Source organism: Rhodanobacter sp. UC4448_H15, from assembly GCF_052978265.1.
Genome location: NZ_CM129665.1, coordinates 2,251,424 through 2,276,425 on the forward strand (window position 1 = coordinate 2,251,424; position 25,002 = coordinate 2,276,425).

Here is a 25,002-nt window from a genome sequence, read left to right on the forward strand (position 1 = left end):
ACGGCAACGGCGTCCTTTTTCGGCCTGATAGCTGACCATGGTCGAACCGCTGCCCTGCCCTTTCTCCTCTGCTTCCCCGCATCCGCAAGCAGCCCCTTTACCAGACCGCATGAGTGAGCGTTCGACTCCTCTTCGGCCAGGCAGGCGCGATAGCGCTCGATAGCGTGCAGCTTCGCCCTCCGGCCGTGACCTGCGGGCAGTTGCCGGCGTCAAGCCCTGGCGGTGACCAGAAAGACCGGATAGTCGCTGTGGCGACCTTCGGCGGCTGGCCTGCTCACCACGCAGGCGGTGCACGCACGGGCCTGGAGAAAACCCGCAGCCTCTAGCTCAGCCTGGAATGCGTCGCGGTCGAAGCCATGATGCATGACGCCGCTCACGCCGCCTTCGTGAAAGGTGCCGTCCTCGGCATCCAGGTCGGCCAGCGCCAGCCACCCGCCCGGCTTGAGCATGCTGTGGAACGTGCGCAGCAGCTCCGGCACGTCGGGGATGTGATGCATCGTCATGCTGCTGAAGATAAAGTCGAACGGCTGTGCCGGCGGTGGCTCGCTGGTGAGGTCGAGCACGCACGCCTGCAGGTTATCGAGCCCGGCCGCCCCGGCTTTCGCCTCCAGCACCGCGAGCATGCCGGGCGACACGTCGCAGGCCAGAAGCCGCCCCAGTTTTGGTGCCAGCGTGGCGCCCACCAGACCCGTGCCGCAACCGTATTCCATGGCCTCCCAGTCCGCTTGCAGCGGCACCGCTGCTTCGATCGAGGCCGCAACCGCCGAGGCCAGCTCCCGCCGTCGCGGGCTTTCGTCCCAATCGGCCGCGATCACGTTGAAGCGCTGGCGGTTCTGCTCCTGAATTGATGGGGATGTGGGGATGGCCATTATGGGTACCTTCGGGGAATGTGCGTCGAGATGGGCGCCCCGGACCGCCAATTCAAGCGCCGGCCCGGGTCGACGGAAGCGGCATGAAAAAACCGAAGCGCCCCTGATTTCCTCCGTCAACCTGCAACGGCTGTGCACAGCGGGGCGGTGTGGATGTACGTGAAGAACGTCCGCGCTGTGGCGAGCAACGCGACGCAGCCGTGTCCGACCGAGCCGCTCCAGCGGGTGGGTCGTCCCCCATGCAGTGAGCGGATCGGTTGGCTGTTGCTAGATTTCTACCACTGAAGCTGGCGGGCACAAGCCGGGCCACGGTCGCTGCAGGCGCGCACGCAGTGCGTCGATCGCATGCACGCCAAGCCGCTTGCGACGGCGGCCGAAGCGTGCCGGCACGCCCTGTTCGGTGATGAAGGCGCAGCGGTAGACGCGCTCGTCCGCGACCGGTTCGCCTTCGACGAACAGGCGATCCACGCGATGGCCGTCCGGGTTTTCGGCCCTGAGATAAACCTGCACGCCCGCCATTCGTTTCACGTAGCCGCCCATCTGCTGGTAGGGGTCGGCGGCGAAGGTGCGCTCGAGGTTGACCTCGATCATCTGGCGGAGCTCCGCGCCGGTCAGCTCGGTGGTGGAGATCGGCGGGTTCATCGGCACGATGTTCCAGAGGTCGCCCAGCGTGACCGGGCCGACCGGGATCGGCGCGCCGTAGCGCCAGCCGTTGGAGAACGCGACCTGCGTGCCGGCGGCCTCGGCGATGGCCGCCACCAGCAAGTCATCCATCGGCGCGTGCAGCATGGCGTAGCGATGCAGGGGCAGCTCGGTCTGCCCGACCACTTCCGCCATCGTCTCGCGCTCGGCGCGAAGCGCGTCGTCGACCAGTGTCGCCATCTGGGGATTCGGATCGATCGACTCGTCGATCGCCACCAGCGCGTGCTGGTGGCTGACCACACGGCCCTGCTCCACCTCGACATCGAGCCGGCCGATGAACGAGCCATGGCAGCCGGACTGGAAGAGGATCGCGCCGTTGACCTCGATTGCCCGGGCCATGCGGTTGTGGGTATGCCCGCTGACCAAAATATCGATCCCGGCGACCTCGCCGGCAAGCTTCACGTCCTGCGGGAAACCCAGATGCGACAGCACGATGACCAGCTCGGCGCCCTCCTCCTCGCGCACGTGGCGGATCCAGCGCGGCAGTTCGACGTTGCCGATGGTGAAATACAGGCCCTCGCTGAACGACGGCGGCATGGTCTTGTCGATGATCGGGCAGGCAAGCCCGATGATGGCGATGCGCAGTCCGGCGCGGGTCACCATGCGCCACGGCGGCAGGAATAGCTGGTCGTCGTGCTTGCGGTGGCAGTTGATCGCGAGCATCGGGTAGTCGAGGCGTTCGGCGATCCGCTGCACGCCGTCGGGTCCGTAGGCGAACTCCCAATGCACCGCCATCGCGTCGAAGGCGAGCGCGTTCATCGCGGGCACCAGCGCCATGCCCTTGCCGGCCACGGCCACATGGGTGCCATGGAAGGTGTCGCCGTTGTCCAGCGTGACCACTGCGTCCGGGCGTTCCGCGCGGACGCGCTCGAACAGACCGGCGATGCGTGCCAGCCCGCCCAACGTCGTGAACTGCCATTCGCCGTGCTCGCCGCGCACCATTTCGGGGTGGGGCTGGAGATAACCGTGAAGGTCGTTCAATTGCAGGACGGTCAGGCGAGGCATGGCGGCTCGATATTGTGTACGACAACGCGCCCGCTGCCTGTGCTGCGCGGGAGCGCAGCCTGGTCGCGGGTCAGACGCGTTGGCGACGCGGACACGAGGAAATTCCGAGCAAGGAATAAACCGGGCACATGCCGACCAGGCTGGTCAGCACGAAGATCACGGCGATGATGCCGAGCACAATCGCCAGTGCGCCGCCGATCATTCCGGTGAAATAAGCCACGGCGATGGCAATGGCGATGAGGATGCGGATGGTGCGGTCGGCCGTACCCATGTTTTTTTTCATGGCAGTGCTCCTGTTGGTGTGCTGTGACTGCCTCCCTGCGAATGGACATTAAGGATATTTGCCCGTGGAGGCGGCGTGAGGATTCGATGGTTCGAGCTCGAAGACCGGCAAGGCCGGTCTTCGCATGGTTTGCGCGGCAATCGCCGGCTACAGCTTCGTCAGCCGCAGGTAGGAACGGATCTCGTCCCAGCCCTGCGGGAACAGCCCCTTGGCCTCGTCGTTCTTGATCGACGGCGGGATGATCACCTTGTCGCCCGGACGCCAGTCGGCCGGGGTGGCCACCCGATGCTTATCGCTGGTCTGCAGCGCATCGATCACTCGCAGGATCTCCTCGAAGTTGCGCCCGACCGCCATCGGGTAGGTCATCGTCAGGCGGATCTTCTTCTGCGGGTCGATGATGAACACCGAACGCACTGCGGCGGTATCGCTCTGGCCCGGATGGATCATGCCGTACAGTTCGGCGACCTTGCGGTCGGCGTCGGCGACGATCGGGAATTCCAGCGTGGTGTGCTGGGTGGCGTCGACGTCCTTGATCCATTTCAGGTGCTCGTCAACCGAGTCAGTCGACAGGCCCAGCGGCTTGACGTTGCGCTTGGCGAACTCCGGCGCCAGCTGCGCGGTGCGGCCCATCTCGGTGGTGCACACCGGCGTGAAGTCGGCCGGGTGGCTGAAGAAAAACACCCAGGAATCGCCCGCCCACTGGTGGAAGTCGATGTCGCCGGTCGTGGTCGCGATCTGGAAGTTGGGTGCGGTTTCGCCGAGTTTCAGGCTCATCGGAAGATCCTCAGGTTTAACGGAATGGGAATAACGTGCCTGTCGAAGACGGTATGCGTGAAATCAACCGAACGTGGGCGCAGCCTCGCTGGTGCCGGTTTGCCGGGGTAGTCCATGCAGCCTGGGCGTTCGGCCGATCCCTTCGCACTGGCGCTGAGCTTTTGTGCTGGTGGAGCGCCCGGCGTGGACGCTGACGACCACGCCCCCGCCAGGCGGCTTGTCATCGCGGCTCTTTCTGGGCCTGGGCCAGCGCAACGACCGCGGGTTCCAGCGCAGCCAGGCCGGCCGCACGCCCGTGCGCGAGCGCGCTGTCCAACGAGCCGCCACGGTTCATCACCTCGTCCAGCGCAACCATCGCCCCGGCGCGGTTGCCGCTTGCACAATGGGTGAGCACGCCGCCAGCGGGCCGCGCCTGATCGAGCGCGTGGCCGAATTGGCGCACGTGCTCGCGATCGAGATCGGCGGCGCCGGTGATCGGCAAGGAGACATAGCGAAGTCCGAGCCGCGCGGCTTCGGCGGCTTCGTCATAGTCGCTGCCTTCGCTTGGCGCCCGCAGATTGATGACGGTGCGCACGCCCTCACGCAGAAGATGGACAAGCTCCTCGGGCGTCGGCTGCCCGCCAGCGTAGTGGCCGTCGGCGTAGCGAAAAGGTGCGTGCATGGAGCCTCCTGAAACCGGGGCGTAGCGCTGATGAAAAGGAAACCCGCGCGGGGCCTTGCATGCCGGGGCGGGTGACCGTTCCGTGCTGAACGATGCCATGACCGCCGAAAATCCGTGGCAAGGAAGCGTGACGGTGCGCCGCGCGCTGGGCTGCGGCGGCACACAGGACACCCGTCACGCCAGGTCAAAACGATCCGCATTCATCACCTTGTTCCACGCCGCGACGAAGTCCTCGACGAACTTGCCCTGTGCATCGTGCTGCCCGTAGACCTCGGCAATCGCGCGGAGCTGGGAGTTCGAGCCGAACACCAGGTCCGCCCGGGTTGCGGTCCACTTGATCCCGCCGGTGGTGCGGTCGCGGATATCGAAGGTTTCCTTGTTGCCCGGGACCGGCTTCCATTCGTTGCGCATGTCTAGAAGGTTGACGAAGAAGTCGTTGCTCAGCGCGCCGATGCGATCGGTGAACACGCCATGCTCGCTGCCGTCGCAGTTGGCGCCCAGTACGCGCAGGCCGCCGACCAGCACGGTCATTTCCGGTGCACTGAGCGTCAGCAGCTGCGCCTTGTCGACCAGCAACGCCTCGCTGGCGATCTCCTTGAACTTGTCGCTGCGGTAGTTGCGGAAGCCGTCGGCGATCGGTTCCAGCGCGGCGAAAGACTCGACATCGGTCTGTTCTTGGGAGGCGTCCGTGCGGCCCGGCGTGAAGGGCACGGTTACCGGATGGCCGGCATCCGTGGCGGCTTTTTCGATGGCGGCAGCGCCGCCCAGCACGATCAGGTCGGCCAGCGAAACCCGCTTGCCGCCCGGCGCTTGCCGGTTGAAATCATCGCGGGTGCCTTCGAGCGTCTGCAGCACGTGGGCCAGTTGATCCGGCTGGTTGACCGCCCAGTCCTTCTGCGGCGCGAGGCGGATGCGCGCGCCGTTGGCGCCGCCGCGCTTGTCCGAGCCGCGGAAGGTCGAGGCCGCGGACCAGGCCGTATAGACCAGCGCCTGGGTCGACAGCCCGCATCCGAGCAGCCTCACCTTGATGGCGTGGATTTCCCGCTCGCCGATCAGCTTGTGGTCGACCGCAGGTACTGGATCCTGCCAGATCAGCTCTTCGGCCGGCACTTCGGGGCCGTGGTAGCGGGCCTTGGGGCCCATGTCGCGGTGGGTCAGCTTGAACCAGGCGCGGGCGAAGGCATCGGCGAACTCGTCGGGGTGCGCATGGAAGTGGCGCGCGATCTTTTCGTACGCAGGGTCGTAGCGCATCGCCATGTCGGCGTCGGTCATCATGATCGGCACCTTCTTCGAGGCATCATCCGCGGCGGGCGCCATGTTGCGGTCGGTATTCTGCCTGGGCACCCACTGTTGGGCGCCGGCGGGGCTCTTGGCCTGCACCCATTCGTTACCCAGCAGCACGTCGAAGTAACTCATGTCCCACTTGGTCGGCGTGGGCGTCCACGAACCTTCCAGGCCGCTGCTGATGGTGTCGCCGCCCTTGCCGGCGCCGAAGCTGTTCTGCCAGCCTAGGCCCTGTGCCTCGATGCCGGCGCCTTCGGGCGCCGCGCCGACCGCTGTCGCACTGCCGGCTCCATGGCATTTGCCGAACGTGTGGCCGCCGGCGGTGAGCGCCACGGTCTCGTAGTCGTTCATCGCCATGCGTGCGAATGTTTCGCGCACGTCCTTGCCGGACTGGACCGGATCCTGCTTGCCGCTGGGGCCTTCGGGGTTCACGTAGATCAGGCCCATCTGCACGGCCGCCAGGGGGTTCTCCAGATAGCGGGTGTGCGGCTGTCCGCTGTCGTCGTCCTTCGGCAGCACGCCGTGGGTTTCCTCGACCCCGGGCGAGCCTTGTGCATAGCGCTCATCGCCGCCCAGCCACTTGCGCTCGGAACCCCAGTACACCGACTCATCCGGCTCGTACACATCGGCACGCCCGCCACCGAAGCCAAAGGTCTTGAAGCCCATCGACTCCAGTGCGACGTTGCCGGTGAGCACGATCAGGTCGGCCCAGGAAAGCTGGTTGCCGTACTTCTGCTTGATCGGCCACAGCAGGCGGCGTGCCTTGTCCAGGCTAACGTTGTCCGGCCAGCTGTTGAGGGGCGCGAAGCGCTGCTGGCCCATGCCGGCGCCGCCGCGGCCATCGCCGATGCGGTAGGTGCCCGCCGCGTGCCAGGCCATGCGGATGAAGAGCGGCCCGTAATGGCCGTAATCGGCGGGCCACCAGTCCTGCGAGTCGGTCATCAGCGCATGGAGATCGTTTTTCAGGGCGTTGTAGTCGACCTTCTCGAACGCCTCGACGTAGTCGAACGTGGGCGCCATCGGGCTGGTCGCCGGGGCGTACTGATGCAGGATCTTGAGATTGAGTTGATTGGGCCACCATTCGCGGTTGGACGGCGCTTCGCTGGCTGCGGCGGTAGGTTGCGCGAAGGGGCATTTCATCTGGGCAGACATGGTTTTTCCCTGGCTGGTGGATGCGCCCGGGCAGGCGCTGGCTGGACGTTGGTGTGCCCATTAGTAGCCCTTGGTCCTCAATGGGTCTAATACCGATTTTCTGCGAAACTGATAGTGTGCATCTATGAGCCATGGCCCCTATCCCTGTACCTTGCGGCAGCTTCAATATGCGGTCGCTGTCGCCGAGTCGCGCAGTTTCGGCAAGGCCGCCGAACGCTGCCATGTCTCGCAACCAGCGCTTAGCCAGCAGATCGGCCAGTTGGAAGAGGCACTGGGTGTGCGCCTGTTCGAGCGCGACAAGCACCAGCGGCATATCCTCGTCACTGGCCCGGGCCAGGCCTTCATTGAGCGCGCGCTGATCGTGCTGCGTGAAGCCGACGATCTGGTGCGGTCGGCCCGACGCTGCGCCGACCCGCTCGATGGCACGCTTCGCATCGGCGTATTGCCGACGATCTCTCCCTACCTGCTGCCCCGCCTGACTCCCGCGCTGCGCGAAGCCTACCCGCAGCTGCTGATCTGCTGGATCGAGGAAAAGACCCAGGTCTTGGTGCGCGACCTGCAAACCGGCGCGCTCGATGCCGCGCTGGTGGCGCTGGAGGCGGATCTCGGCGACGTCGAGCGAGAGGAAATTGCCCGGGACCGATTTGTGCTGGTCGCTCCGCGCGGCCACGGGTTGGCAACCACCACAGCCGATGTCGACGTCGCCGAGCTTCGCCACGCCACTGTCCTGGTGTTGCAGGAGGGTCACTGCATGGGTGAGCAATCCGCCGCGTTCTGCGCAGGTACTCACGCAAACATCGACACCTTCCGCGGCACCAGTCTCACCACGCTGGTGCAGATGGTTGCGTCGGGAGCGGGGGTGACATTGGTGCCGGAGCTGGCTCTGCCGCACGAAGTCACGGACGTCAATCTGTGCGTTCGCGGCTTCTCGGGCAACGCGGCCGGCCGCACGATCGGGCTCGTGTGGCGGAAAAACTATGCCTTCGATGCCGCCCTGAGGCAGGTGGGCGGCACCATTCGCCAAGCCTATCCGCCCGGGCGCCAGAAGAAGTGATGTTCCGCGGACGGCAGACGGGAGCAGCGAAGTGCGTGATCCCGTCGCAATGTATCCGCTGCGGTTCGGATCTGCGGGATTTCATCGCGGCGTGAACCGGCCGCAAGCGCCGTCGCTGTGATCGGCGTCAGGCCGAAGGATCACTCATCGACGATCGCTGCCTCCGCAGTCCCGAGAACGGGGCTAGCTGGCACTGATGCAGGACGAGCCGGCCGGTGCCTCCTAGGCCACCTTGCGTCCACCGGGTACAGCGACCCGCATGCGCGTGGGTCGCCACGTGCTGACCAGGGCGATAGCCAAAAGCATCTCGACGATGTCGCCGCCGTAGTACATCAGCTCGGCGGCTTGCTGGAGTTGCCCGGCCGGTGCCGGTACCTGCACGAACCAACCTGCATAAAGCAGCTGCGCGAGCACCGAGTGGACCAGTACCGCCGCCCCGAGTACCACCAGTCGCGCAGGCACCGAGGGCCGATGCGGCGCCGGATCGGGGCCAGCGATGACCCAGGTGTAGAGGCAGCCGGCCAGCACGAAATGCAGATGGACCAGGTAGTGCAGCGCCGGGTCGGTCATCATCGCCATATACAGCGGGCTGAAGTACAGCAGCGCCATGCCGCCCAGATCAAGCACCAGCGCGCTGATCGGATTGGCGACCACCTGCATATAGCGGCTGCGCAGGCCGCGGCTGATGCCCCGGCCCAGACGCGCCGGCACCGAACGCAGCACAAGTGTGATCGGCGCGGCCATCACCAGCCCCAGCGGCGCCAGCATACCCAGCAACAGATGCTGCAGCATGTGCTTCCTGAAATCGCCTGCCGGAAATGGCAGCCACTGCGGCACCAGGCCGAGCATCAACAAGGCACTGCCGGCGATAAAGCCGGCTGTGCGCCAAGCGCTCCATCCACGTGGCCTCTGCCGTTGGCGCCATGCCAGCCAAAGATAGCCGCCGGCAACAAGGACAACCAGCAGGCGAGGTGCCAGCATGGAAGGGCCGTCGGCACCATGCATCATGAGCTGGTGCTCAGGGTTGGCGCGCGCCACCGGAGAAAATGCGTCCGCTCCGCGCCAGCAACCAGCCCAGCCCGACCAGGATCACGCCGAAGGCGAGGAACGCCATATCCCAGGCCAGCTGATGGGGACCGCTGCGAACATGGTGAATGCCGAGGAGCTGGTGGTCCACCAATCCCTCCACCAGGTTGAAGATGCCCCATCCGACCAGCATCCAGCCCCACAGCACGCGCGAACCCCAGACCTGCCGCCGCGCCTCGGTCACCCTTGAGTACAGGATGCCCAGGCCGACCAGCACGGCAATCCAGGTGACGGTGAGGCCATCGCCAAAGGTGTTCATGCGCAAGCCGGCGACGGTATCGATCGGGTAGATGCTGCTGAACATGTGGTGCCACTGGAACACCTGGTGCAGGAAGATGCCGTCGAAAAATCCGCCGAGGCCGATGCCAAGCACGATGCCGGGTAACTGGATGGGTAACGCCAGGTCGGTCGATGACTCTCTTGGGTGGGCCATGGCACCTTTTCCTGCATGGGGAATGGATCGAAGGCAGGATTCTCGGCCCTGTGCCGTGCGCCATGCATGACCGATCAGTGAACTTCCCGTCACGCACCCGACACTGGCAGCAGAAGGAAGCCTCGTTGCCGAACGCAGACCAGCGGGGAGCCGATTGTCGCGTCCGTGAACCTGCGCGGATCCAAACCGCTTTTTTTCACGTACCGAAAATGGCCTTGATCCGATCCGGCGGCAGCATGCCCACTGCCATCCGGATTTTTCCGTCTGCATCCTTGTAGACCGTCGCCGGCGTTCCGCTGATGCCCAGGCTATCCATCAGCGCGTTGTTATCCGCGATGCGCTTGGCGGTGGGCGGCGGTACATCCTTCAGCGGGGCGAGCGGGCTGTGACCGAAGGCCGTCTCGTGCTGGTGCATGGCGACCTTCGGATCGGGAGCGTCCAGCACGGCAGCGGCGCGCGCGGCACTTTGCGGTGCGATCACGGCCACCATGACGTGGCGCACCTGCACATCGCCGTTGGCCAACAGGGGCTGGGTGGCCTCCCACAGCTTGTGGCAATAGGGGCATTCGGTATCGGTGAACACGTAGACGATGCGCTTGGGATGAGCGGCGCCCTCGGCGACCCAGGCGGCCTTGCCCAGCCGCGCCCAAGTCGCCTCATCCAGTGCCGGGGTGCTGGCTGCCTGCAGCGGTCCCTGGGTCAAGTCTTTCCCGGCGGCGTCGAACAGCGTGCCGACCATGGCGTGCTGGCCATCCGGCAACAGGTACACCGGCACCGGGCGGCCCTCGTACTCGCCCCGATAGCCGGTGTAACCCTTCGGCGCCTCCAGCGGCCCCTTGATGGTCAGGCCCTGACCGGCCAGGCCCTGGATCGGCGGCGGGTAGTGCGGCGCGTCCTGCGCCTGGCTGCAGGCGCTGACGCCGATGGCGAACAGAAACGAAAACCAGTGTTTCATCGAGAGACTCCAGACAAGTGGGATGCCGCTGCAGCGGCACGCGGGACGATGTGCCGTACTTCGGCGGCCAGGGTGGCGGGCGACAACTCACCGGTATGCACGCTGCGCAACGTGCCCTGCGCGTCGAAAAACAGGGTTGTCGGGTAGCCGCGCACGCCAAAGTGTTGCGACAGCTGCGAAGAGGGGTCGACCAGGACGCCTGCCAAACGCAACCGGTTCGCGGCGAGGAAGGCGCGGATCTCTGCTGGCAACTCGCCCTGGTCGGCGAACACGAAACGCAGCTGCGGGCGCGCCTGCTGGGCCTGCGCCAGTACCGGCATTTCCCGGCGGCACGGGCCGCATCAGCTGGCCCACAGGTTGATGACGGGCGGCTGGCCGCGTAGCTGCTGCAGCGCGATCGGTTGCCCATCCAGATCGAGCAGGACCAGCACCGGCAGCGGCGTGTGCATGGTGCGTATTCAGGTGACATTGTTCACCAGTTCCGTTGGAGCATGATCAGTATTCCGGTGGTGATCACCCCTTCATCGCTGTTGTAACGTGATCGGGATGTGGCGGAGTTCATGGATTTTCTCGATGCCACTGGAAACTGGGACCCTACACTTGCACTGGCGCTGGGTGGCACCATGATGATTATGCCGGTCCGTTTTCGCTTCATCCTGCGCCGTGCACGACCGGTATACGGCGCCAAATTTCACTTGCCCACGCGCAGCGACGTTGATTCGCGACCGATTGGCGGTACGGCCATTTTGGTGTGGGCTAGGGTTTGGCCGGTCTATGCTCAGGCCCGGCGTGGCCATCGCTCAAGGTGCGTGGCAGCCATTGGTTTTTTTGCTCGGCCTGGCGGCAGGTATGCTCGCTTTCACCGCAGCACTAGCAAGACATCCGCCGATCCCAGCGAGGCCAATCAAGGCCAAACCGCCCTCGGGTCACCGATCAATGGGTCGGCTTGCTACCCAGAATCGCGTCGATGTCTTTACCTTGGGGCAGTCCCTGTTTGACGCCGATTTCGCCATTGGCCTTTTTGTAAAGAATCGTAGGTGTCGCGAAATAGCCTAGGGACTGCATGAGTTCATTGTTTGCAGCCACTTTTTTGTGCGCGGAATCGGGAATGTTGTCGGCCACCTTGATGCCGCCCTGGCCGTATTCGCGCTCGGCACGCGCGAACGCAGCCGCAGGGTCCTTCGCGGCAAGAATGGTGGCGGCCTTGGGGGCGCTGTCTGACTTGAGAATGCCGACCATTACGTGGCGGATCTGTACCTTGCCAGCATCCACCCACGGACGCGCAACTTCCCAGAATTTGTGGCAGTAGGGGCAGTTAGGATCGGTGAACTCATAGACGATTGTCTTGGCATCCTTGCTGCCATCGAGCACCCATGCCGCCGATTCCATTTGTTTCCACGCCTTCTCACCCTGTGGGCCGGCGACAATACGCTCAAGCGGCCCAGAGGTCATATCCTTGCCAGCGGCATCAACTAATGTACCGACAATTGCGTGTTTGCGGTCACTAGTCACATAGATGGCAATAGGTCGGCCTTGCACCGTCGCCGCATAACCGGTCAAGCCAGACGGGGCATCGAACTTCTCGACGATTTCCAGCCCTTGGGCGGAAAGCGCGGTCACTGGAGCGGGCTGCGTGGTGTCGGCAGCTTCGGAGATGCGCGGCCAGGTGAACAAGGCATAGGTACCGATCAACAGCGCGCCAAAGGGCAGTGCCAACAGGTTGCGTGTCATTTTTTTCATAGGGAATCCTTCGGTGGTACCGAATCATCGGTGGTCAGATTGAAACGTTTGAGCGCTCGGCCCAGCGTGGCTTTGGAAAGCTGGCCAAGATGGCTATCTACCAGTCGGCCGTCGGCGCCGTAGAACAGTGTTGTGGGCAGCGCGGCTGAACCGGCCTGTCGTCCAACTTCGGCGCGGCGATCCCGCAGCACGTGATCGATGTCCAGTTCCATTTGATTCATGAACTTCTGGATGGTGGGTGTGGCCTCGGCCTGGTTGACGAAGACGAACAGAATGTTGGAATGCTCGTTCTGTGCTTGTTCCAGCACGGGCATCTCCGCTCGGCACGGCGGACACCAGGTCGCCCAGAGATTGACGACCATCGGCCGGTTGCCCTCGCTTTGCTGCAGACTCGCCAAGTTGGTGACCGCGCCATCGAGCGTGTACAGCTCGGTCTGCGGTGGCCGACGGGCCTGATTCTCGATCAGGCTCAACGCGCCGCCGGTCAACCCCCAGGTCAGCACACCCGCGAACAGCGCCGCGCCAAGCGGGCCTCGTAGCGCCGGCTTGCGCGTGGTGAGATAACTGGCATAAAAGACCATGACGAGCAGGCCGGCGACAACCTCGAAGCCGCCGTCGCGAATATCGATCCACGCCAGTGGATCAAAACCGTAGCTAGAAAAGTAGTGAGCGACAAAGGCTATGCGCGCTGCCACAACGGCCAGCAGCGCGAGATTGAACAATCTGTCAACGATGGCCAGGTCACGCCGTCGTGCGGCCAGCTTGCCCACGATCAACGCGACAACGAAGGCGAGGATCATGAGGGCCTGACCGACGGAAATAGCCAGTGGGCCGAGATTCACTGAGAGCATTCGTGCCATCTCTGCAAATAAGGGGATGTAACCGCATCATCCGGTTCATTCATGCCGTTCTGCGACACGAAAGGTCGCGCACTCCGGTCGACGATGGAAAGGCGAAGCATTCAAAGCGATGCAAAGGCGGACATTCGTCAAGCTTCATGGGCCAATATCTCCATGAAGTCTTTGCAAGACACAAACTCAGGTGCGCTCACGCACATTGCCTCGATCAAGCGACGGTCGAAGTTGCGCACGCTTTGAGCAAACTCTGCACACCGGGTGCACTGGCCTGCATGTGCACACGCCGCCTCACTCAATTCATTGGGGGTTGCCAGCCATTCTGAATGGAAATCACGACACTTCATGGCAAAGGCTCCTGCGGCGAACTCGCCGGAAACGATAATAGTCAACGTCAAGATTTGTCTGCGGCGCGGGAAAGATGTTGCAGGAAGGCATTCGCGTCCAGTTCACCCACCACGCGGGCCGCGCGGCGCTCCTGCCCGTCGGGGCCTATCAGCAAAATGGTGGGCGGGCCGATGATGTTGAAATGCTTCATCAGAGCGCGATCGATGGCGTCATTGTCTGTAACGTCGAGCCGCAACAGTTGATATCCGGCGAGTGCGGCCTGGACTTCCGATTTACCGAAGACTTCCGACTCGATCACCTTGCAGGAAATGCACCAGTCGGCATAGAAATCCACCAGCGTCCATTGGCCGTTTGACGCTGCCTTGTCGATCTTCGCTTTGAGGTCGTCGAGATCGGCTGCCTCACCGAAGCGATCCATGAAATCGCTCGTCTCGATTGACGGTGTGGTTTTCGCCGACGTGGATGTCGACGCAAACGCCAGCGGCTCGCGAAGACTATCGGCACCGCCGGCCGCACCGACGACCAGCAAGCCGCCCCAAAGGCCGAACAACAGCCCGGCGACACGCGAGATCATGCGCTCGGGCCGGGTCGGCGCCGCCACATGTACGGCCAGTTGGTAGAGCGTGACACCGATGGCGACCAGTAACGCGCCCCAGAGTCCGAGCGTGATGTTGTCCGGCACCACCCGTTGGACGAACCAGATCGCCGTACCCAACAGCACGAAGCCGAAGACCACCTTGACGCCAGTCATCCAGGTGCCCGGCTTGGGCAACAGGCGGCCACCGACTGTGCCGGCGATGACCAGCGGCGCGCCCATACCCAAGCCCAGCGCGAACAAGGCGCTGCCGCCGAGCACCACGTTGCCGCTATCGGCGATGTACAACAAGGCGCCGGCCAAGGGCGCGGTCATGCACGGGCCGACGAGTAGCGCGGACAACACGCCCATCATCGCGGCGCCACCGAGGTGGCCGCCGCGCTGCCGTTGGCTTGCGTCATTGAGTCGATTGCGCAAGCCCGTCGGGAGCTGCAATTCATAAACGCCAAACATGGAAAGGGCAAGAACGACGAAGACCAGCGCGAAAGTACCCAGTACCCACGGTGTCTGCATCACCGCCTGCAGGTTGGCGCCCGCCAGCGCCGCCGCCACGCCCAACAGCGCATACGTCGCTGCCATGGGCAGCACATAAGCCACGGAAAGAACGAATCCACGCCGTCCGTTTGCACCGCAACCTACAATCAAGCTGGTCAGAATCGGCAGCATCGGCAATACGCAAGGGGTGAACACCAACAGCAGCCCGAGCCCAAAGAACACCGCCAGAACCCAGACGGTATTGGCGCTGGCGAGACGTGCGGCCAAGGATTGATCTTCACCGAGATCGGATCCGCGGGCGGCGCCGTTGTCGTTGTCGTTGTCGTTGTCCACAGCCACCGCGGAGCCGGAATCGCTGCCACTGCGATCGCTACCGCCCATTCCGTAGTCGGCAAGATTCAGCGTGGCATGCTGCGGTGGGTAGCACAGCCCGGCCTCGGCACAGCCCTGCCAGGAAATATTCAGCGTACGCGCGGTGCCGGCGGCGACGGTGACGGCCACGTGGTTGTGGTACACCTCGGATTTGCCGAAAAAATCGTCTTCGATCGGTTCGCCGTCGGGCATCCGGACATCCGCGATGGGTCCGGTCTTGTCTTCGAACTTGAGCTGGTGGCGATACAGGTAATAGCCGGGCGCGATGTCCCATGTGATGGTCAGCGTATTGTCGGCGCTGACCTTGACTCCATAGGAAAATGCCTGCTCCACGGGCAGGAAGTCGCTGCTGCCAATTTGCGCCATCGCAGTCGTCGACGGCATCATGAGCAGACCAGCAAGCGCAACGACAAAAAAGACGCTTAGACGGGACATCTCGACTCAGTTGATTGAAGAGTCTGGCATGTTCGCCGGTGACTATTAAGTCAGGATTAACTGAATCCGGCTTTGACAGAACCACAGCCGCTATACTGTCGTTTAGCTCATCGCAAGCTCGCCATGCACGTACTGCTTATTGAAGATGACGGACTGATGGCATCGGGCATCGGTACGGGGCTCCGGCTCGTCGGCTTCACAGTCGACTGGGTCGCAACCGCGGCCGATGCGCGACGGTCGCTTGCGAGCCTGCAAAGCGACGTTGTTGTGCTCGATCTTGGCCTGCCCGATACCGACGGACTGACTTTGCTGCGCGACTTGCGTGCCCAAGATGTGACCGTGCCCGTTCTGGTGCTGACCGCACGCGACGGGGTCGCCGATCGAATCGCTGGATTGCAGACGGGCGCCGACGACTATTTGCTGAAGCCTTTCGATCTCGATGAGTTGACCGCGCGTCTGCACGCATTGCTGCGCCGTGCTGCGGGGCGCGCAAGCTCGCTTATCGAACATGGTTCGGTACGTGTCGATTCCGACAACCGCCAGGTCTGGCGTGATGGTCGCGAAGTCGAACTCACGCGACGCGAATTCGCGTTGTTGGAGAAAATGCTCAACGCGCGGGGCGGGATTCTGGATATCGAACAGCTCAAAGACACGCTTTACGGCCTGGATACGCAGGTGCAAAGCAATGCCGTCAACGTGCATATCTTTAATCTACGTCGCAAACTCGGTAACGGACTGATCCGCACGGTGCGTGGGCTGGGTTACCGACTCGGCGAGCCGGGCGCGCTTGACGGCGACGACCCGACATGAGCCTGCGCCGACGATTGCTGATCAGTCTCGGTTTGTCGTTTTGCGTGCTTTGGGCGCTCGCAGCAGCGTGGTTGTACAGCGATTTACGAAACCAAATGCGCCAGACGCTCGATCAACAACTGGCCGCCTCCGCGCGCATGGTGGCCGGGCTGGTTGCACAACTCCCCAACGGCGCCTGGGCCCAGGTCGGCAAGCCTATGCTGTCCATGCCGCAGAGTACGGGTGTCGCCTGCCAGATCACTTCGCCAAGGGGCGAGTTGCTCGTGCGCACGCATGGCGATTTCGCAGGTCGACTCGATGCACCAGCGCCGGGCTTCACCGACCGTCTCATCGACGGTCAACAGTGGCGATTGTTTACCTATATCCAGAACGGATTGCATATAACGACGGCTGACCGGCTGGCCGAACGTGTGACCCTGCAGCGCAACGTAGCCGTGGTCGCTACCGTTCCGTTCGTGGTGGCGTTATTGGGCAGCCTCGCCGTGCTTTGGCTTGGCATACGTCGTGGACTAAGACCGCTCGAAGTTTTGCGCGGCGAGCTGTCGCGCCGGGATCCGGAGACACTGACGCCAATCAGGATCGACGATGTGCCCGTCGAACTGACGCCGATGATCGATACCCTCAATCGGTTGCTAGTGCGTACCGGCGACGTGCTGATGCGAGAACAACGATTTACCAGCAATGCCGCGCATGAGCTTCGCACTCCGTTGACCGTCATCAAGACGCATGTCCAGTTGGCCAGCCGGTTGCCAGCCGGGGAGGCGCGCGCTGCCTTGGTCAATGCAGAAACTGGAATCGCCCGTTTGCAGCAAACGTTGGACCAGTTGCTCTTGCTGGCGCGCGTCGAATCTGACCGACACCGATACGAGACTGCTCCAGCAGATTGTGCGTCGATCGTGGACACCGCATTGGCAGATCTCGTCGACGGCGCGCGCGTGGCCCTCGACAATGCCGCGCCCACTATTGCGGTGGGCATATCGCTGGAGTTGGCTGCGGCAGCGTTACGCAATCTCCTGGAGAATGCGCTGCGCCACACACCGAAAAGCGAGCGTGTCGTACTCGATATACAAGCCACATCGACGCAACTTGTGTTTACGGTGCGCGATCACGGTGACTGGCCATCTGGCCAGAGCACGCAAAATCTGACTCAGCGCTTCTGGCGTAAAGGCAATGACCAGAATGGGTACCAGCGCGGTGCGAAAGGCAGTGGGCTTGGTTTGTCGATCACGGCCGCGATCGCTAAACGCTTCGATGGGGCATTGGATTTCGAAGCACCAGACACGGGTGGCCTTATCGCGCACCTATCCTTGCCGCGCTCTGATACAGCTGCGCATTGATAGATTGTCGCGACAGACGCGTCAATCGCCCCCCTCTTGTAGCAGGTAGTGGCTCAGCCAGTTTCGGAGCTAGTGGCCGAATCAGCCGCTCGGCGAATTCTATCCTCCAGCCAAGACACAGCAACCAAGCTTTCTCAGCTGAAATCAGCCCGCCGTCGATGCCCCGGCTCATCGGCAAGTAGCCTTCCCGAAGGCGAACAGTCACCACCCAGCAATGAACGAGTCGAGAGAAAACTTTGCGGCTGATGATCCGCACCAACCAGCAAAGTGATCGCAGGTTGCCGGAACTCTGATCATAATTGTCCAGCACGCGCAGCATGGAAATGTCCAGCCGCCGCGCCACCAGGCTGCTCAACCACCTGACCAGCACGGCGCCGAGCAACGCCCAGGCCATCGGCTCGCGCAGCGGGCGGCGTCGCCAACCGATCCATGCCGCGCCGGCGAGCACGGCCAGGCTGCCGGCCCAGCGCGACAACCCGCCATCGCGCAGGTCCAGCATGGCCAGCGGGTGGCCGGCATACTCGGGCCACCAGCGCACGACGAATGCCAGCCGCGCAGCCAATACCCCCGCCAGTAGCAGGCGCCACAACTGTGCTTCGGTGGAAGGTCGGCCGCGACGCTGCAGCCAGCCACCGACCGCGATCGCCCTGCCCCAGCCGGCCAGCACGAGCAGGCTGTTCAGTGGCAAGGGAACGGTCCTGCCGGAACGAGCTGCACTCAGCAGGCCTCAGTAGGCAATCTGCGCCCACACACCCACCTCGTTGGAGGAAGCCAGCGCACGCGAGGCATTGGCGAGGCGCTCGCGCTTGTAGACCGCCGCCAGCTGCAGCGAGCGGTTGACGTTCCATTCCAGGCCGAAGTTCGTATAGCGTTCGCGGCGCGCCGGATCCAGCAGTTCGCTGGTGTCGGCCCGATCGTGCCGCGCGAACAGGGCCCATTGCGGGTTGAGCTGCACGCTGGCCCATGCCGACCAGCCGCTGGCCCGATCGCCCTTGGGCGAGCGCACCTGGTTCCAGTCGGTGGCCCTGAAATACTGTACGCCCAGCCGGAAACGCTTGTCGGCGTAAGCGGCCATGGCATCCCAGCGACGCGCCGTGTTGTACACCGGCAGGTTGCCGCCACCCAGCGCACGCTTGCCGTCATAGCCACCGATGGCGATGATCGAGTGCTTGGTCGGTTGCCAGCCCACCAGCGATTCGACATCCGCCCGGTCACCGGTGCGCGGCTGTTTGAAGCCGCCGCCAGTGACCGCCGACACGGCATACTGGATCTGACCCTCGCCGCCGGTTTTGCCCAGCATGTGCACACCCCAGTCGGCCCCGACCCCGTAATTGAGCCGGTTGATCATTTCCTTTTCGACGTAGCGGTAGCCGTACCAGCTGTTGACCAGCGAGTTCCAGGGCAGGTACGCCGAACCGAACCGCAGCACCAGCGCCTTGCTGAACGCGCCTTCCAGGTAGGCCTGCTTGACCCACAGGTCGGTCGGCGACTGGTTGCGGGTCCAGTTGATGTCGGTGGTCAGGTGGGCCGACCAGATGGTGCTAAAGCGGTGATCGATGTCGATGTAGAAGCGCCGCAGGTCCGCCCCGTTCGGGCTCAGCTTGGTGCGTTTGCCGTTCTTGTATTGGTTGAGATGGGTGGCGTCGAGAAAGATCTTGCCGTTGAAGGTGGTCGCGCCGACCGGCGTGTCCGCCGCCGTGGCGGGAGCGGCCGCGCCTGTCGCGAGCGCAAGCGCGCACCACCCAGCCAGGTGGCGGCGATCGAACGAATAAATCATGGACATCCTCCTACTTCTTTGCGGGCTGGCTAGGCGCCGAACCCAGCAGGTGACCATTGACCGTGGTGCCATACAGCGACATGAGAGAGTCGTGGTACTGCTTGCGGGCCGCGGCCAGATCGCCCTTGAAGCGCGGGTCCTGCGGACGTTCGTGCGCGTCCATGTACATCGCCACGTCCCAGGCATCCTGGTCGCTCAGACTGCCGCCACGGCTGAGCGGCATGTTCGCCTTGATGAACGCGGCAGCGTTGTCCAACTGGTGCATACCCGCGCCCCAGTTGAACGAGTCCGGTCCCCACAGCGGCGGGAAGACGTACTCGCCGGCCACCTTCTGGCCCTGCCCGTCGGCGCCGTGGCAGAGCGCGCAGTTGGCGCCGAATACCTTCTCGCCGCGCGCATAGTCGGGCGGCTGCGGTGGCTTGAATCCCTTCTTCGGATAGCCGGCTCCGGCAAGCTTTGCGCCCACCGGGGCGCCGCTGGCCATCCAGAAGGCATAGGTTTCCAGCGCGACCATCTCCTTGCTGTCCAGCGGCGGCGCCTTGCCGTTCATGCTGAACTTGAAGCAGCCCTGCATGCGTTCGCCGAAACTGTTCACATGCTTGTTCTTGCTTCGGTATTGCGGGTACGTCACGTAGGCGCCCCACATCGGCGCCGAGTTGGCCAGACGGCCGGCGTCAAGGTGGCAGTTGGCGCACGTGAGCCCATTACCGACATAGGCCTTGGCCAGCGTGTCGGTGTGCACGAACAGCTCGCGGCCCTGCCGCACGACATCGCCGAACGGACCGGCGGGAATGGCCGACTCGGGCGGCGGCGAAAACGCCAGCGGCTTGCCGGCATCAGTCGGGAGCGCTGCGGGTGCGTGTGTCGGCGAGGCATTCCCAGCCGACGTCGCCGCACCGCCCGACGTTGCAGCGGCGGGGGTCCCCGCTGCGGCCGGCCCCTTGCCGGAGCAAGCGGCCAACGCTACGAAGGCAAGGCACCCAAGGACCTGCGCTGACCTGAGCATCATGGCTGTTCCCCCGTGGCTTGCAGTGGCTGGGCAGCGAACCAGGCGGCGATCGCGTTGATGTCGTTGTCGTCCAGTTTCTTGCTGATGTGCTGCATGAGTTGCAGCGGATCGTTATGCCGCATTCCTAGCTTCCAGGCCTTCAACTGCGCGGCGATATAGGTGGCCGACTGTCCGGCCAGCGGCGGAAAGCTCGCCCCGCCACCCACGCCGCCCGGCCCATGGCACTGCTCGCACGCGGGCACCTGCTGCGACCAGCGCCCGCGGGTGGCGAGCACGGCACCGACGCTGTCCGCAGCCGGCATCGGCGCGGCCGGCTTGCGCAGCGCCGGCGGAACCGGCAGCTGGCTGTAATGGGCCGCCATCGTCTGGCGCTCCTCCTCGGTGAGCGCGGTGGCGATCGGCTTCATCACCGGGTTGTTGCGTGCACCGCTGGCGAAATCATCCAGCTGCTGGCGCAGGTACGACGCGTTCAGGCCCGCCAGGCGCGGGTACCCCGCCGCCGATTGGCCGGCACCGTCGGCACCGTGGCAACTTTGGCAGGGCGGAGCGCCCTTGCCGTTGCCCTGACTTGCGATGGCGGCGGCGTCGGTGGCGAATACGCCGGGGGCCGCCGCGAACAGACTCAGGGCAAGGACCAGGAGAGGGCCTGCCAGCGGCCGACGCCGATAGCTCATCGTGTCGCCCCTTCGTGGACGGGCTGGAAACCGTATTTGCGATAGATCGCCTGTGCGGCCTGGCTCTGCATGAACGAGAGAAAATCCTTTGCCGCCTGCGGATGCGGGGCATCCTTCACGCGCGCGGCCGTATAGGTGGCGATCGAGTTCTGCTCGGCCGGGATCGCCACGGTCTCGACCGGGTGATGCAGGATGTGCTCCTGGAAGTAGGCCTCGGTGGACCACACCGGCGCCGCATCCGACTCTCCCTGCAGCACGCGCAAGGGGGACTGCCGATGATGAATGTGGGTGAGGAAGGTGCTGCCGTCGGCGACCTTGGTCTGCATGATCGCCTTGTCCAGCGCCTCGCCACCGGCCTTGCGGTAGCTCGCCTCGATCTGCCGCGCGATGCCCTCCCAGGCTGGGTTGGGCATGCTCACGCGCACGTCCGTCCGGCCCAGGTCGGCCAGCCCGCGGATGTGTTTGGGATTGCCCTTGGCGACCAGGATGGCCAGCGGGTTGCGGGCGTAGTCGTACGTTTCGGCGAACCAGCCGTGCTGCTTCTGGCGCTCGGCGATCGAGCCCTTGCCGGCGGTAAAGACGTCCGGACGCACTGCGATGCGCAGATTGCCCATGACCAGCGAGCCGGTCTCGATCTGCTTGGCCAGGATTCCCGGCGGCAGCGTCTCAACAAAGATGCGCTGGTACGTTGGATGGGCGGTACGAAACTCGGCCAGCAGGTCATGCACCACCATGAACTGGTTGCCGGCGAAGAACACCACCAGCTGCGGATCGACCACGTCGCCATGCAGGTCAGCGATCGCATCCACCGGCGGTGAGCTGAAGTGCACGCCACCGGCCGGCGTGGGATTCCACGGCGGCAGGTAGTCCGGTTTGCCGGTGCTGCTTGCAGCGGCGGTGGTAGTGGCGCCGGCAAGCATCAGCAGGACGATCGCGAGCGCGCGGGTCCGGCGGCGGAAGTCACGCATGGCGAAGCTCCTTTGAATCGGCACGTGGAGGTCACAGGGGCATCAGGGCGTACCCCTTCTGCTGCAACTCGGTGACCGTGGTAAGCAGGGACAAGGCCAGCGTCACCTGCTTGTCGATCGCCTCGTACGGGTAGCCGTGCTCGGCCACCGCCTGGCCGCAGACCGCCACGTCCACACCGGCCTTGCGCAGCTCACCGATCACCGGCAGGTTCGGATTGGCCACAGTGAACTGCTTGCGATAATGCAGATCGTCCAGCGTGATGGCGGTGGCGCCACCGGCGATGATCGCCACGAAGTGCAGATGACTGAGCGGTACGCCCGCGCTCGCATAGAGGTTGACCGTGCGTGCGACCCGTTCCAGCCCCGGGTTGATCTGATCCGGCTTGGCGGTCGCGCCGGTCAGGCTGAACACGACCTTGTAGCTGGCCTTGGCGTCCGGCTGATACGCCGCGTGGGGCAGTTCGTGCATGTGACCGGCCGAATGGATGACAGGGTTCTGCCAGAAACCATCGCCCGCCATCGCGCCGGTGCTTGTCAGCGCAAGGCTGAGAATGACGCCAAGAGTGGATGCCCGCTTGTTCATGCCATCATCTCCTTCAGTGGTGACTGACGCGCCCTCGACGCAGATGCCCGACAAAATGGCTGGCAACTGGGCGGAGGCGCGCTCGTCGATACGGTAGAACAACTGGCGCGCCTGCCGACGCTGGCTGACCAGGCCTTCCTCGCGCATCCGGGCCAAGTGCTGGGACAGCGCGGACAGGCCCAGGCCCAGTTCCTTGGCAAGCGCTCCCGCTGAGGTCTCCCCGCCCTTGAACAGCCGGCACAGGATCAACAGCCGCGAAGCGTTGCCTAGGGCGCGCAGCAGCTTCGCCGTGTCAGCCGCGCGTTGGTGTAGGGGGTCGCTCGTGCGCTTCATGAATACGCAATTTAGTGAAATATGAAACTACTCTAAGCTCCGGGTTGCCACTTGTCCATTTGGCCCGCCGGAAAACATCCTTCGACCCGAGTGGTCCCTACCCAAGGAACCGTCAATCTGTTGGAGGAAAACATCTGCCCGACCCCCGATTCCAGGGCCATCGGCCGGTAGGGATCCCGATCTTCTTTGGCACCTGAGAATTCGCTTGGGACCCGTGTTCTCGGGCGAATTCCGCAGAGGTTTTCCATGCCAGTGCAGTGTGGGGGCGCTCCTCGTTATAAAAGCCCCGCCACGCTTTGATTTTGCTCCGCGCATCCCCCGAGCGACAGAACCAATATTCGTTCAGACACTCCTGCCGCAGCCGGCCATTGAGGCTTCCACCAGCGCGTTATCGGTCGGCGCGCCACGTCGGGAAAAGTCCAGTTCCGCGCCATTCTCATATGCTCATCGGTCCATTACCTTGCCGGCAAACTCGCTGCCGTTATCGACCTTGATCGCAGCCGGGCTACGCTGGGCCAGTAGGCGCGCCATCGCTTCGGCCACATGCTCGCCGCGTAGCGACGGGTCGATCACGATATCTAGGCATTCGTGGGGTGAAGTGATCCACCATCGGGCGCAAGCGGAAGCGACGGCCATCGAACAGCGCCACCGCCATCACTCCTTCAGGTACGCATTGCACTCGTCTATCAGACGCTGTACATCCGGCTGGAGGGCGTCATGACGCTGAAGCAGGAGGGCGCGCACCTGTGCGATCTGTTCGTTGCTGGGGATAAGTTCAGAGGGGCTCTCCCACATCCAGTCGATCAGGAAGGAAAAGAGCGCCTCGACCGACATTCTGGCAATTTCGGAACAGGCCGGAATATCCATGCCCGAGCGCAGCACCGGGTTGTTCGCCCCCATGACTTTCCGTCGCTGCCAAAAAGGCACTCTCAGGCATGCCAAGACGATCATCGGGTTGGGTCATAATGCCCTCCGCAATTGCACAGTCACAGGTGCTTTCCTTGGACTGCCGCCGTGGATGGCCGTGAGCATAATGCACGGTACATCATGCATGGGCGCCCCTAGCGGGCATCAAGCCTCCGCCGCCTGATCGTGACGATGACCTCTCACTCGCTTGAAACCTATCTCGAAGCGGCGCAGCGGGAAAACACGCAACGCAGTTATGCCTCAGCGGTGCGCCACTTCGAGGTGAGTTGGGGCGGCCTGCTACCGGCCACGGCGGATACTGTGGCGCAATACCTTGCGGCTCATGCGACCACGCTATCGATCAATACGCTCCGACAGCGGCTGGCAGCGCTTTCGCAATGGCACCAGACGCACGGCTTTGCCGATCCCACCACGGCGGCGAGGGTCAAACAGACGCTTAAAGGCATCCAGGCGCTGCACCCGGCTCGCGAGAAGCGTGCTTCCCCCTTGCAGCTCACCGCTGTCGCCCGGGTCTCCGATTGGCTTGATGCCGCTGTCGCAGCGGCGGATCAGCGAGGGGACCGTGCTGCCGCGCTACGCGCCCGTCGCGATCGCGCCATGCTCTTGCTGGGATTTTGGCGCGGCTTCCGCGTTGACGAACTGGTCGGCCTCCACAGCGAGCATGTGACGGCGGTTCCTGGCCATGGCATGACGTGCTTCTTGGGGCGCAGCAAAACAGACCGGCAATTCGTCGGCACCACCTATCGGGTGCCCGCGCTCAGCCGGTGGTGCCCGGTGGCGGCGACGCTCGACTGGATTGCCATGGCGGGGCTCACCGAGGGCCCGCTGTTTCGTGGCATCACCCGCACGGGCGGGATCAGAGCCGGCGCCTTGCATGCCAACAGCGTGGTGCCCTTGCTACGGCGGCTTTTCATCCGCGCCGGCTTGGCCTCGCCGGAAAGTTACAGCGGCCACTCGCTACGGCGCGGGTTTGCCGGATGGGCCAGCGCCAATGGTTGGGACGTACGCGCCCTGATGGAGTACGTCGGCTGGAAAGACATGCACTCGGCACTGCGATACATCGACGCACCCGATGCGTTCGGCCAGCAGCGTATCGAAACAGCCCTCGCCAGCATGGCAATTTCGGAATTGCCGCCGGCTTCCTTGCCTGCACCGGCCAGCCAACCGCCGGTGACCGTCACCTTGATGCTCACGCTACGCCTGACGCCCCGGCGGAAGGGCCGCAGCGCCGCCAAAGCGCGGCAGACGATCGAAACCCTCTGTCTGTCACCGCACCGCGGTGTTGCCGTTAATCCCGACCGTACCCGCTACCAACTTCAGGTTGAGGCGACGGATGACCTCGACCTGGACCAGGTGGCATTCGAACTGATCGAAGACCTGTATCGCATCGCAGACAACCACGACTTGCAATTGGACGCATCGCTTCACGACGAAGCCGCTGAGCGCCACTGGAACTGACCTCTCGCCTGACACCGGAGATGCAAGAC

27 protein-coding genes and 1 pseudogene are annotated in these 25,002 nt (G+C 64.0%); 5 read left to right on the top strand and 23 right to left on the bottom strand.

The features are described 5' to 3' along the window. Positions 1–209: 209 nt before the first annotated feature. The 6 genes from ACVCMI_RS10135 to katG all read right to left on the bottom strand — a co-directional run bounded on the left by ACVCMI_RS10135 (position 210) and on the right by katG (position 6,730). A complete protein-coding gene (locus ACVCMI_RS10135; RefSeq protein ID WP_447098917.1) occupies positions 210–869 on the bottom strand; it encodes a class I SAM-dependent methyltransferase in 660 nt (219 codons plus the stop codon). Positions 870–1,136: 267 nt separating this feature from the next. Continuing rightward, positions 1,137–2,576, bottom strand: a complete 1,440-nt coding sequence (locus ACVCMI_RS10140) for a bifunctional metallophosphatase/5'-nucleotidase (protein WP_447098916.1) — start codon at positions 2,574–2,576, stop codon at positions 1,137–1,139. A 70-nt stretch (positions 2,577–2,646) separates the two neighbouring features. Next, entirely contained in the window at positions 2,647–2,859 is a 213-nt protein-coding gene (locus ACVCMI_RS10145; protein ID WP_447098915.1) for a YgaP family membrane protein, read from the bottom strand. A 147-nt stretch (positions 2,860–3,006) separates the two neighbouring features. Further along, positions 3,007–3,633 (bottom strand): peroxiredoxin, encoded by a 627-nt coding sequence (locus ACVCMI_RS10150; RefSeq protein WP_447098914.1) that lies wholly within the window; start codon positions 3,631–3,633, stop codon positions 3,007–3,009. A 220-nt stretch (positions 3,634–3,853) separates the two neighbouring features. Continuing rightward, the gene (locus tag ACVCMI_RS10155) at positions 3,854–4,294 is read right to left on the bottom strand and encodes a fused DSP-PTPase phosphatase/NAD kinase-like protein (RefSeq protein WP_447098913.1); all 441 of its coding nucleotides are present in this window, start codon (positions 4,292–4,294) and stop codon (positions 3,854–3,856) included. Positions 4,295–4,468: 174 nt separating this feature from the next. Then, positions 4,469–6,730: a catalase/peroxidase HPI gene (katG, locus tag ACVCMI_RS10160; protein ID WP_447098912.1), complete on the bottom strand. Its 2,262-nt coding sequence runs from the start codon at positions 6,728–6,730 to the stop codon at positions 4,469–4,471. Positions 6,731–6,854: 124 nt separating this feature from the next. On the opposite strand from katG, the gene ACVCMI_RS10165 reads away from it, so the two are divergent. After that, positions 6,855–7,784: a LysR substrate-binding domain-containing protein gene (locus tag ACVCMI_RS10165; protein ID WP_447098911.1), complete on the top strand. Its 930-nt coding sequence runs from the start codon at positions 6,855–6,857 to the stop codon at positions 7,782–7,784. A 222-nt stretch (positions 7,785–8,006) separates the two neighbouring features. Here the strand turns inward: ACVCMI_RS10165 and ACVCMI_RS10170 are convergent, their stop codons facing one another. From ACVCMI_RS10170 to ACVCMI_RS10185, 4 genes are all read right to left on the bottom strand, one after another. Further along, positions 8,007–8,822, bottom strand: a complete 816-nt coding sequence (locus ACVCMI_RS10170; RefSeq protein WP_447098910.1) for a cytochrome c oxidase assembly protein — start codon at positions 8,820–8,822, stop codon at positions 8,007–8,009. Then, the gene (locus ACVCMI_RS10175) at positions 8,803–9,303 is read right to left on the bottom strand and encodes a DUF2243 domain-containing protein (RefSeq protein WP_447098909.1); all 501 of its coding nucleotides are present in this window, start codon (positions 9,301–9,303) and stop codon (positions 8,803–8,805) included. The genes ACVCMI_RS10170 and ACVCMI_RS10175 overlap by 20 nt, the downstream gene beginning before the upstream one ends. A 196-nt stretch (positions 9,304–9,499) precedes the next feature. Continuing rightward, the gene (gene dsbG, locus ACVCMI_RS10180; protein ID WP_447098908.1) at positions 9,500–10,258 is read right to left on the bottom strand and encodes a thiol:disulfide interchange protein DsbG; all 759 of its coding nucleotides are present in this window, start codon (positions 10,256–10,258) and stop codon (positions 9,500–9,502) included. Then, complete coding sequence (locus ACVCMI_RS10185; protein ID WP_447098907.1) at positions 10,255–10,578, bottom strand: TlpA family protein disulfide reductase; 324 nt, start codon at positions 10,576–10,578, stop codon at positions 10,255–10,257. The genes dsbG (ACVCMI_RS10180) and ACVCMI_RS10185 overlap by 4 nt, the downstream gene beginning before the upstream one ends. Before the next feature lie 240 nt (positions 10,579–10,818). Between ACVCMI_RS10185 and ACVCMI_RS10190 the strand changes: the two genes are divergently transcribed. Then, on the top strand, positions 10,819–11,256 hold the full coding sequence (locus ACVCMI_RS10190) for a DUF6691 family protein (protein WP_447098906.1): 438 nt from the start codon (positions 10,819–10,821) through the stop codon (positions 11,254–11,256). Here ACVCMI_RS10190 and dsbG (ACVCMI_RS10195) read toward each other — a convergent pair. From dsbG (ACVCMI_RS10195) to dsbD, 4 genes are all read right to left on the bottom strand, one after another. Continuing rightward, a complete protein-coding gene (gene dsbG / locus ACVCMI_RS10195; RefSeq protein ID WP_447098905.1) occupies positions 11,192–11,998 on the bottom strand; it encodes a thiol:disulfide interchange protein DsbG in 807 nt (268 codons plus the stop codon). The two genes, ACVCMI_RS10190 and dsbG (ACVCMI_RS10195), sit on opposite strands and share 65 nt — an antisense overlap. Next, positions 11,995–12,849 (bottom strand): prolipoprotein diacylglyceryl transferase family protein, encoded by an 855-nt coding sequence (locus ACVCMI_RS10200; RefSeq protein WP_447110601.1) that lies wholly within the window; start codon positions 12,847–12,849, stop codon positions 11,995–11,997. Before ACVCMI_RS10200 ends, dsbG (ACVCMI_RS10195) begins: the two co-directional genes overlap by 4 nt. 137 nt (positions 12,850–12,986) lie before the next feature. Beyond that, positions 12,987–13,250, bottom strand: coding sequence for a hypothetical protein (locus tag ACVCMI_RS10205; protein ID WP_447098903.1), 264 nt, complete (start codon positions 13,248–13,250; stop codon positions 12,987–12,989). Then, positions 13,247–15,097 carry a protein-disulfide reductase DsbD gene (gene dsbD, locus ACVCMI_RS10210; protein ID WP_447098902.1) on the bottom strand — a complete coding sequence of 617 codons (1,851 nt, stop codon included), beginning with the start codon at positions 15,095–15,097 and terminating at the stop codon, positions 13,247–13,249. The genes ACVCMI_RS10205 and dsbD overlap by 4 nt, the downstream gene beginning before the upstream one ends. A 123-nt stretch (positions 15,098–15,220) precedes the next feature. Here dsbD and ACVCMI_RS10215 point away from each other — a divergent pair, with 123 nt between their 5' ends. After that, a complete protein-coding gene (locus ACVCMI_RS10215) occupies positions 15,221–15,907 on the top strand; it encodes a response regulator (RefSeq protein WP_447098901.1) in 687 nt (228 codons plus the stop codon). Continuing rightward, positions 15,904–17,244 carry an ATP-binding protein gene (locus tag ACVCMI_RS10220; RefSeq protein ID WP_447110602.1) on the top strand — a complete coding sequence of 447 codons (1,341 nt, stop codon included), beginning with the start codon at positions 15,904–15,906 and terminating at the stop codon, positions 17,242–17,244. Before ACVCMI_RS10215 ends, ACVCMI_RS10220 begins: the two co-directional genes overlap by 4 nt. Here the strand turns inward: ACVCMI_RS10220 and ACVCMI_RS10225 are convergent. The 9 genes and pseudogenes from ACVCMI_RS10225 to ACVCMI_RS10265 all read right to left on the bottom strand — a co-directional run bounded on the left by ACVCMI_RS10225 (position 17,198) and on the right by ACVCMI_RS10265 (position 23,488). Then, positions 17,198–17,932 (bottom strand): prolipoprotein diacylglyceryl transferase family protein, encoded by a 735-nt coding sequence (locus tag ACVCMI_RS10225; RefSeq protein WP_447098899.1) that lies wholly within the window; start codon positions 17,930–17,932, stop codon positions 17,198–17,200. The two genes, ACVCMI_RS10220 and ACVCMI_RS10225, sit on opposite strands and share 47 nt — an antisense overlap. Positions 17,933–17,971: 39 nt before the next feature. After that, the gene (locus ACVCMI_RS10230) at positions 17,972–19,027 is read right to left on the bottom strand and encodes a porin (RefSeq protein WP_447098898.1); all 1,056 of its coding nucleotides are present in this window, start codon (positions 19,025–19,027) and stop codon (positions 17,972–17,974) included. A 4-nt stretch (positions 19,028–19,031) separates the two neighbouring features. Then, positions 19,032–19,787, bottom strand: coding sequence for a c-type cytochrome (locus tag ACVCMI_RS10235; protein ID WP_447098897.1), 756 nt, complete (start codon positions 19,785–19,787; stop codon positions 19,032–19,034). Between the two features lie 239 nt (positions 19,788–20,026). Next, positions 20,027–20,704, bottom strand: coding sequence for a c-type cytochrome (locus tag ACVCMI_RS10240; protein ID WP_447098896.1), 678 nt, complete (start codon positions 20,702–20,704; stop codon positions 20,027–20,029). Beyond that, the gene (locus ACVCMI_RS10245) at positions 20,701–21,672 is read right to left on the bottom strand and encodes a substrate-binding domain-containing protein (RefSeq protein ID WP_447098895.1); all 972 of its coding nucleotides are present in this window, start codon (positions 21,670–21,672) and stop codon (positions 20,701–20,703) included. The genes ACVCMI_RS10240 and ACVCMI_RS10245 overlap by 4 nt, the downstream gene beginning before the upstream one ends. A 31-nt stretch (positions 21,673–21,703) precedes the next feature. Next, positions 21,704–22,588 carry a metalloregulator ArsR/SmtB family transcription factor gene (locus ACVCMI_RS10250; RefSeq protein WP_447098894.1) on the bottom strand — a complete coding sequence of 295 codons (885 nt, stop codon included), beginning with the start codon at positions 22,586–22,588 and terminating at the stop codon, positions 21,704–21,706. A 112-nt stretch (positions 22,589–22,700) separates the two neighbouring features. Then, positions 22,701–22,952 (bottom strand): annotated as a pseudogene (locus ACVCMI_RS10255) (integrase core domain-containing protein); the annotation flags it as partial. 80 nt (positions 22,953–23,032) lie between these two features. Beyond that, the gene (locus tag ACVCMI_RS10260; protein WP_447098893.1) at positions 23,033–23,224 is read right to left on the bottom strand and encodes a hypothetical protein; all 192 of its coding nucleotides are present in this window, start codon (positions 23,222–23,224) and stop codon (positions 23,033–23,035) included. Between the two features lie 18 nt (positions 23,225–23,242). Then, positions 23,243–23,488, bottom strand: a complete 246-nt coding sequence (locus tag ACVCMI_RS10265; protein ID WP_447098892.1) for a hypothetical protein — start codon at positions 23,486–23,488, stop codon at positions 23,243–23,245. Between the two features lie 198 nt (positions 23,489–23,686). On the opposite strand from ACVCMI_RS10265, the gene ACVCMI_RS10270 reads away from it, so the two are divergent. Continuing rightward, positions 23,687–24,973 (top strand): site-specific integrase, encoded by a 1,287-nt coding sequence (locus tag ACVCMI_RS10270; protein ID WP_447098891.1) that lies wholly within the window; start codon positions 23,687–23,689, stop codon positions 24,971–24,973. The last annotated feature ends 29 nt before the right edge of the window (positions 24,974–25,002 follow it).